This window comes from Actinoplanes sp. NBRC 103695, from assembly GCF_030269485.1.
Classification (GTDB): domain Bacteria; phylum Actinomycetota; class Actinomycetes; order Mycobacteriales; family Micromonosporaceae; genus Actinoplanes.
In genome coordinates this window covers 362,013-370,277 of the sequence record NZ_BSTL01000009.1, presented here as the reverse complement: position 1 = coordinate 370,277, position 8,265 = coordinate 362,013, and the positions used below count along the sequence as shown (strand labels likewise).

At 68.0% G+C, this 8,265-nt stretch carries 7 protein-coding genes; 3 read left to right on the top strand and 4 right to left on the bottom strand.

Annotation, left to right across the window (positions count from 1 at the left end; genetic code table 11):
- Nucleotides 1–462: 462 nt before the first annotated feature.
- Entirely contained in the window at nucleotides 463–1,830 is a 1,368-nt protein-coding gene (locus QSK31_RS18710) for an amidase (RefSeq protein ID WP_285685402.1), read from the bottom strand.
- A gap of 32 nt (nucleotides 1,831–1,862) precedes the next feature.
- Nucleotides 1,863–3,020: a cystathionine gamma-synthase gene (locus QSK31_RS18705; RefSeq protein WP_285685401.1), complete on the bottom strand. Its 1,158-nt coding sequence runs from the start codon at nucleotides 3,018–3,020 to the stop codon at nucleotides 1,863–1,865.
- A 24-nt stretch (nucleotides 3,021–3,044) separates the two neighbouring features.
- Between QSK31_RS18705 and QSK31_RS18700 the strand changes: the two genes are divergently transcribed.
- Nucleotides 3,045–3,482: an HIT family protein gene (locus QSK31_RS18700; protein ID WP_285685400.1), complete on the top strand. Its 438-nt coding sequence runs from the start codon at nucleotides 3,045–3,047 to the stop codon at nucleotides 3,480–3,482.
- Nucleotides 3,483–3,493: 11 nt separating this feature from the next.
- On the top strand, nucleotides 3,494–4,153 hold the full coding sequence (gene msrA, locus QSK31_RS18695) for a peptide-methionine (S)-S-oxide reductase MsrA (RefSeq protein WP_285685399.1): 660 nt from the start codon (nucleotides 3,494–3,496) through the stop codon (nucleotides 4,151–4,153).
- Nucleotides 4,154–4,209: 56 nt separating this feature from the next.
- Here msrA and QSK31_RS18690 read toward each other — a convergent pair whose 3' ends face one another.
- Complete coding sequence (locus tag QSK31_RS18690) at nucleotides 4,210–5,709, bottom strand: hypothetical protein (protein ID WP_285685398.1); 1,500 nt, start codon at nucleotides 5,707–5,709, stop codon at nucleotides 4,210–4,212.
- Nucleotides 5,710–6,502: 793 nt separating this feature from the next.
- On the opposite strand from QSK31_RS18690, the gene ilvA reads away from it, so the two are divergent.
- On the top strand, nucleotides 6,503–7,750 hold the full coding sequence (gene ilvA / locus QSK31_RS18685) for a threonine ammonia-lyase (protein ID WP_285685416.1): 1,248 nt from the start codon (nucleotides 6,503–6,505) through the stop codon (nucleotides 7,748–7,750).
- Here ilvA and greA read toward each other — a convergent pair.
- Nucleotides 7,747–8,241, bottom strand: coding sequence for a transcription elongation factor GreA (gene greA, locus QSK31_RS18680; RefSeq protein WP_285685397.1), 495 nt, complete (start codon nucleotides 8,239–8,241; stop codon nucleotides 7,747–7,749). The two genes, ilvA and greA, sit on opposite strands and share 4 nt — an antisense overlap.
- Between the last annotated feature and the right edge of the window lie 24 nt (nucleotides 8,242–8,265).

Below are 8,265 nucleotides of genomic sequence, written 5' to 3'. Positions count from 1 at the left end.
GCGTCGACTGCCATCAATAGCCTCCTACACCCGTTACCTCGCTCACCTGACGCCGACTTCCTACCGAGCGAACCTGAGACGAGCGTTAATACCGCCGCTCAACCCGGTTTGACGAACCAGATACCCAGCGCACGCACCGGCGCGGTGACGTCGAGGTCCCGCCCTGAAGATGGCCGAGGCCCACACGCCCGTGCCGCCGGAGGGTGGCGGCACGGACGAGTACCGGTGCCAGGTGATCGATCCGGGCCTGGCCAAGGCGCAGTTCCTGACCGGGACCCAGGTCATGCCGGAGAAATCGCGGCCCCTGCCGGCCCTTGAAGAGAGCGACCCGGCCGACATCCAGGGCCGCGAGACCGCGTATCCCACCGAGGTCGGCACCGGAACATCCCGGTCACTGCCCGTCAGGACGCGCCGCGCCCTCCGGCCCCATCCATGGGAGCGCCGGAGGGCGACGGCTGACCGTTACACGATCGCCAGGCGCTGCCAGGGGTTGGCGACCTCGAACTGGCCGGCGATGGAGAGCAGCAGCACCTCGGAGTCGGGCGGGCCGACCAGCTGGACCGCCAGCGGGAGACCGTCGGGGCGGGTGCCCACCGGGACCACGATCGCGGGCAGGCCGGCGAAGTTCCAGGGCGCGTTGTAAGGCGCGTACTGGGCGCTGGCCTGGAAGCTCTTGCGCCAGCTCGCCTTCGCCCAGCCGTCCGCCGCCGGGGGCGGGCCGGCCAGAGCAGGCGTGAGCAGCACGTCGACCTTACGGTCGGCGAAAAACGCTATCGACCGCTCCCGCCAGGCGTCGCGCTGCTCCTGGCGTACCCAACCGCGGTTGAAAACGAACTTGCCGAGCCTGGCGTGCATCCGGCTGCGGCGTTGCAGGGACGACAGATCGACGCCCAGCGCCTCGGCCTCGCGGTGCGCCGACGCCAACCAGGTCGCCACGGCCTGCGGGCCCAGCTTGACGCCGTAGTCAGGCTCGGCCGTCAGCGTGCTGTGACCGGCGTCGACCAGCAGTTTCGCGGCGGTGGCCACGGCGTTGCGGTTGGGCTCGTCGGCCTTCGTGCCGGCCACCGGTGACCGCAGCGAGACGCCGACGCGCAGGCGGGACGGCTCGGTCAGCTTCACCGGACGACGGCCCGCCAGCACGCTGAAGCCGACCGCGGCGTCGCCGACCGTGGTGGTCAGCACGCCGTTCTCGGCCATCCCGAACCAGCCGTCGATGCCCAGGTCACAAGGGACCACGCCGCGGCCGGGCTTGAGGCCGACCAGACCGCAGCAGGCCGCCGGGATCCGGATCGAACCCAGGCCGTCGTTGGCGTGCGCCATCGGCACCAGGCCGGAGGCGACCGCGGCCGCGGACCCGCCGGACGAGCCGCCCGGCGTACGGTCCAGCGCCCACGGGTTGCGGGTGGCGAGTTCCTCGTCGTCGGTGAACGGCCACAGGCTCAGCTCCGGCGCCCGGGTCACCCCGACCACGACGGCGCCCGCCCCGCGCAGGCGGCGGACGATCTCGTGGTCCTCCTCGGCCACCGCGGTGCGGACCGCCGCCGAACCGTTCCACGTCGGCAGGCCGGCGACCGCGGTGTTCTCCTTCACCGCCACCGGCACCCCGGCCAGCGGCAGGTTGGAGAGGTCGTCCTGATCGTCGACCTTCTCCGCCTCGGTCATCGCCTCCCCGCCGCGGATCACCCGGAAAGCGTGCAGCTCCGGATCGCTGATCGCGATCTGCTCCAGATGGTCCGCGACCACAGCGGTGGCCGTGGTGTCGCCGCGGCGGACGGCCCGCGCGATCTGTTTCGCGGTGGCGCCCACCAAAGTGGTCGGTACGTATTCCATCGCGTATCCCGTTCTTGCCGGAATGAGAGGCCTCAGGAGACCTCGAGGGCCTGCTCCAGGTCGGCGAGCAGATCCTCAAGCGTCTCGATGCCGACAGACAGTCGCACGAGATCAGAGGGGACTTCAAGCGCTGAGCCCGCAGCACTCAGGTGTGTCATCTGTCCCGGGTGCTCGATCAGCGACTCCACACCGCCCAGAGACTCCGCGAGAATGAACAGCTTCGCCCGGTTGCAGACCTCGATGGCCTGGTCACGGCCACCCGCGAGCCGGAACGACACCATGCCGCCGAACCGTCGCATCTGCTTGGCCGCGATCTCGTGTCCGGCATGCGACTCCAGACCCGGATAGAGCACGTCGGACACCAGGCGGTGGGAGAGCAGATATTGCGAGATGCGCTCGGCGTTGTCGCAATGCCGATCCATGCGTACGCCGAGAGTCTTGATGCCGCGCAGCGTGATCCAGGCGTCGAACGGGCCTGGCACCGCACCCATCGCGTTCTGGTAGAAGGCCAGTTCCTCGCCCAGCCCGTCCTCGGCGGCGACCAGCGCGCCACCGATCACGTCCGAGTGACCGCCCAGGTACTTGGTGGTCGAGTGCACCACGACGTCGGCGCCCAGGGCGATCGGCTGCTGCAGGTAGGGCGAGGCGAACGTGTTGTCCACCACGAGCATGGCGTCGTACTCGTGCGCCATCCCGGCCAGCGCGGCGATGTCGGCGATCTTCAGCAGCGGGTTGGTCGGCGTCTCGGCCCAGATCAGCCGGGTGTGGCCGGGGCGGAAGGCGGCGCGGACCGCGTCCAGGTCGTCCAGCGGCACGGCGGTCCAGTCGAGGCCCCAGTTCTCGGCGACCTTCGCGAAAAGACGATAGGTGCCGCCGTACGCGTCGCCCGGGATCACCACGTGGTCACCCGGCCGGCAGACCGCCCGCAGCAGGCAGTCCTCGGCGGCCAGCCCGCTGGCGAAGGCCAGGCCGCGACGACCGCCCTCGAGCGCGGCGATGCATTCCTGCAGCGCGTCGCGGGTCGGGTTGCCGGAGCGGCTGTACTCGTACCCCAGCCGCGGTGAACCGACCGCGTCCTGCGCGAACGTGCTGGTCTGATAGATGGGCGGGACCACCGCCCCGGTCCGCGGATCCGGTTCCTGCCCGGCGTGGATGGCAAGCGTGTCGAATCCGTACTGATCGGCGCTCATGACCGGCAAGGCTAGTCTTTACTCATGGCGGCTTGCCTGTTCTGCGGGATCGTGGCGGGTGATGTCCCCGCCTTCCGGGTGGCGGACCACCCGTCCGGCGTCGCGTTCCTCGACATCCGGCCGGTGTTTAAAGGCCACGTGCTCGTGGTGCCGCGGCCGCACGTACCCGAGCTCAAAGATCTTGACCTTGACCTGCTGCCCGGCTTCTTCACCCTGGTCCGGGCCCTTTCGGCTGCCGTTCCCGCCGCTTTGGGGGCGAAAGGGACATTCGTCGCGATGAACAACGTCGTGTCGCAGTCCGTGCCGCATCTGCACGCCCACGTCGTGCCCCGGACAAAAGGTGACGGACTTCGCGGATTCTTCTGGCCACGAACGAAGTACGACTCCGACGACGAGGCTTCGTCATTCGCCGAACGCATCGGTAAGGAACTGGACGCCTCCGGCGTTACCTCTACCGGATGAAGGGAGTGACCGTGTTCCTACGGCACAAGAAGCTCGACCTGCCCACCGCTGAGACCGCCCTCCCCGGCCGCCTGCTGGGAATGCCGGTGGCGGACAAGCACACCGAGCTCGGCACCCCGCTGCAGGGCCCGTGGCCGGACGGCTACCAGGTCGCGGTCTTCGGAATGGGCTGCTTCTGGGGCGCGGAGCGGATCTTCTGGCAGCTGCCCGGCGTCTACTCGACCTCGGTCGGCTACGCCGGCGGCGTCACGCCGAACCCCACGTACGAGGAGACCTGCTCCGGCAAGACCGGCCACGCCGAGGTCGTCCAGGTGGTGTACGACCCGGCGAAGATCAGCTACGAGCTGCTGTTGAAGGCGTTCTGGGAGAACCACAACCCGACGCAGGGCATGCGCCAGGGCAACGACGTCGGCACGCAGTACCGTTCGGCCGTCTACACCACGACCGACGAGCAGGCGCGCATCGCGCAGGCGTCCCTGGAGGCCTTCCAGCCGGTGGTGACGGCGGCCGGCCACGGCGAGATCACCACGGAGATCGCGCCGCTGGGCAAGTACTACTTCGCCGAGGACTACCACCAGCAGTACCTTTCAAGTCAGAAAAACCCGTACGGGTACTGCAACCACGGCCCCAACGGCATGACGTGTCCGATCGGCGTCGCCGCGGCCGACTGACCTCAGCAAACAGGTGGGCACCCGCACCGGGTGCCCACCTGATCCTCGACATCGGCCTATCCCGCGTTGAGCTGCCGGAACACCTCGAGCGCCACCGGCACTCCGGCGAGTTTCGCCACCTCGCGAGCCCAGGTGCCGGCCCGTGCCAGAGCCGAGCGGGCAGCGGGCGCATCACCCTTCCTCGCCTCTTGCTCAGCCCGGGCGACCTCGGCGATTGCCAGGTCGTGCTCAGGCTCGGTCGCTTGGCCGCGGAGAGCGGCTCGCAGCTTCGCCAGTTCTGCGGCGAGCACGTCGAGATCGATGTCCGGGCCCGAGTCTGTTTGCTGAATTCCGCTGCCCTGAAAGTTGCCGCCTGACACGTTTGCGTGGCCGCCGATCACCGCGCCCGTGGGGCCGGAATTTTGAATGTTCTGCGCGTTCTCACCGGTTACCATGGTTCCTCCTCCGAATATCGCGTACTGGACATTGATGGCGCCGACGGGTCCGCCGGCACCTCCGCTCGACTGGTCTCTGGCAGCCGGCATGACGGAAGCCGTCAGACCGGGACTTCCCACCTCATCGAGTACCTCGCGAAGGCTGTGCAGTTCGTCTTCGTTGACCAGGGCGTCGAGTCCGTACGCATAGTCCAGCAACGCGCGCTGCGGGAGCCCTTCCGCCGAGATCCTGCGCAACCTTTTTGATTGCTTGTCGAGGTAGGCACGAAGGCTTTCCGACTTCGCGGGATGCAACTTCTTGTCCAGGCAGAGACCGAGGACCGCGCGAAGCACCTCCCGCTCGTTATGGATCCGCCAGAGGTGGAGCCTGAGCGCGCGCAATTCCTCCTTCGAGACCCGAGGGTCGAAGAGGAGGGCCCAGACGGGTATCTGGCTTCCACGCCGGTTCAACGATAGGGGGTAGTGCACGATCATCGGCTCTTCGCCGGCCGGCCACTCCCCCTGTTTGGCCAAGGCGAGATCATCCAGCCCGGAATAGCGGTCATCGTCGTAGAGATCCTCGACGAGGATCAACGGTCGAGCCGCGGTCATCCACCAGGACTCGACTCGCTCCGGCGGGATCCTCAGAGACGTGGTCACCTGGAGTATCCGTTTGGCCACGGCCGGCCCCAGGGTCACGAGTTCCCTGGCTCTGGGTGCGATCATCGGCACGAACATGGGTAACGTCAGAACGCTGAGTGCCGCGGCACGCAAGATCTGGGTACCACTCATCGGCTTCTCCGCCCGCCATCGTTCGACGGTGAAACCGAGATCGACCCGAGCCACGGGACCGGCGACGAAGTATCGCCGGTAGGCCGGGGTCAGTGGAACGCCACCTTCCGCGCCGCGCACCGGCTTGCCGGGACCGTGTGCGAACTTGATCGCGCCGCGCGCGTCGCAGCAGAGGTGTTCGCCGGTCCACGGAAGCGCGCCGCCCCCAGGCCGTTGGCGCACGATGCCCACGCTGCGGACAAAATCATTGTCGACTTTCGGGATGGGCCACGTCGGCCTGTCCAGCCGGCCGGTTTCTCCCAGCCCGAAACTTCGCACGTCGGCGAGCGGAAACTGGACCCTTACAAACACGATGCGGTTCCGATTTTTGGCGCAGGCCTCCCTAACGGCGAACGCTAGGGAAGACTGCCGTGCGGCTAGAAGGGGCTTCCGCCCGCGCCACCTGCCAAGGCTCAGCGACTTTACTCGCTCAGATCCATGAGAGGCGGCGAATAGGTGTTTCAATCAACCGGAGGACCCTGGTAAAGGGAACGCCTCCGGCATGTGATCACTACAATCACTTCTGATGTGTAGTTCCTTTTTCGTTCCAGGAGCCGCCGATGCGGCACCTATATCTGCTCCTCCTTTCCGGGCGAGCTTCCGGACCCCCATTACTCCCCTGTTGACGATCCGGGATTACGTCCCGCCAAGGTCAAGGCGTTGGCGGATTTACTTGCTCGACCGACAACTCCGCCGGTCATCGAACGCACGGCGCACCGGACCCATCAGATCTTCCGACCTCCACCAGCGAACTGATCTTGTCGGACGACCCCCAGAAGCCCTGCGCTGACCAGTCTGCCGCCTCGAAGCCCGCTGTCAAGAAGCCGGTCGATAAAAGTCGAAGACGCGTCAGAGATTTGTCGCGACGAATAGATCAAGAGGCGAAGCGCGACCATCCGGCTCAGGTCGCACGCCAAGTGCAGTCCTCGTAATGGAAGCATCGGTGAAGCCGTCACACGGGCGACGAATTCGCCTCGCCACGCCATCGAGCGGCTGATCGCCTACGCACGCGGGCCGCAGGACGAGGTTCGGCGGCTACCGAGGCGCAGGTGATCCACGGAACAGCGCCGATCGGCGGCTGTTCTGCGACGATCGGGGCATGTCGGTGCTGGATCTGGTGCGGCTGGAAGACATCGAGAAGGCGCGTGACCTGCTGGCCGGGGTGGTGGTGCGGACCCCGCTGGAGGAGTCTCGGCCGCTGACCGAGTCGCTCGGCGTGCCCACGTTTCTGAAGTGTGAGAACCAGCAGCGCGCCGGGTCGTACAAGGTGCGCGGCGCCTACAACCGGATCTCCCGGCTCAGCGAGGCCGAACGGTCGCGCGGGGTGGTCGCCGCCAGCGCCGGCAATCACGCTCAAGGGGTTGCGCTGGCCGCGGGTCTGGTCGGCACGCGGGCCACGGTCTTCATGCCGGAGGGCGCGCCACTGCCCAAGGTCACGGCGACCAAGGGGTACGGCGCGACCATCGAGTACGCGGGACACAGCGTCGACGACGCGCTCGTGGCGGCCAAGGCGTTCGCCGAGCGGACGGGGGCGGTGCTGATCCACCCGTTCGACCATCCGGACGTGATCGCGGGGCAGGGGACGGTCGGGCTGGAGATTCTCGACCAGTGCCCGGCCGTGGGCACGATCATCACCGCGGTCGGCGGCGGCGGGCTGGTGTCGGGGGTGGCGGTGGCGGCCAAGGCGCTGCGGCCGGACATCCGCGTCATCGGGGTGCAGGCGGCGGGCGCCGCGTCGTATCCGCCTTCGCTGGCCGCCGGCTCGCCGCAGAAGCTGACCGCCTCCGACACCATCGCCGACGGCATCGCCGTGCTGCGGCCGGGCGATCTGACCTTCGCGCACGTCAGCAAGCTGGTCGACGAGATCGTGACGGTCACCGACGACGACCTGTCGGCGGCGCTGCTGTTGCTGCTGGAACGGCACAAGATGGTGGTCGAGCCGGCCGGTGCGGCCTCGGTCGCCGCTTTGCGTACGCATCGGCCGGACACGCCGGGGCCGATTGTGGCGATCCTGTCCGGTGGCAACATCGACCCGATGCTGCTGCTCAAGGTGATCGAGCACGGTCTCGCGGCGGCGGGGCGGTTCCTGCGGCTCTCGGTGCGCTGCGGCGATCAGCCCGGTGAGCTCGCCGGGGTGCTCACGAAGATCGCTCAGTACCGGGCGAACGTGATCGACGTGGAACATTCCCGGCAGAACCCGCGGCTCTCGTTCGGGCAGGTCGAGGTGTTCCTGTCCGTGGAGACCCGCGGGCCGGACCACTCGAAGGCGTTGATCGGGGCGCTGCGCGACAGCGGATACGAGCTCACGATGCTGCCGGGGCAGCACCCCGCCACGCGTTACCAGGTGCCTTAGCCCTGGTAGGGCTCCGCCTTCACGACGGTGACCTTGATGTCCGCGCCGGAAGGGGCCGTGTAGGTCACGGTCTGCCCCTCGTTCGCGTCGAGGATCGCCGCGCCGAGGGCGGACTCGGGGCTGTAGACCGTCAGGTCCGTGGTCGACGCGATCTCGCGTGAGCCGAGCAGGAACGTCTCGGTGTCGCTCTGGTCGTCGTCGAAGTAGATGGTGACCACCGAGCCCGGCGCGACCTTGCCGGAGGCCGGCGGCTCGCCCACCTCGGAGGTGCGGAGCAGTTCCTTCAGGTAGAGGATGCGGCCCTCGGCCTTGCCCTGTTCCTCACGGGCGGCGTGGTAGCCCCCGTTCTCCCGGAGATCGCCCTCCTCCCGGCGCGCGTTGATCTCCGCCGCGATGGCCGGACGATTGGCGATCGCCTCGTCGAGCTCGGCCTGCAACCGGTCGTAAGCGTCCTGCGAGAGCCAGGTCTTCGACGCTTCGGAACTGGACACGGTCGATCTCCTCGGTGAAGGGCA

Coding starts and splice junctions, on each gene's coding strand:
- QSK31_RS18710 (WP_285685402.1), bottom strand. CDS start 1,830: ATGGAATACGTACCGACCACTTTGGTGGGCGCCACCGCGAAACAGATC.
- QSK31_RS18705 (WP_285685401.1), bottom strand. CDS start 3,020: ATGAGCGCCGATCAGTACGGATTCGACACGCTTGCCATCCACGCCGGG.
- QSK31_RS18700 (WP_285685400.1), top strand. CDS start 3,045: ATGGCGGCTTGCCTGTTCTGCGGGATCGTGGCGGGTGATGTCCCCGCC.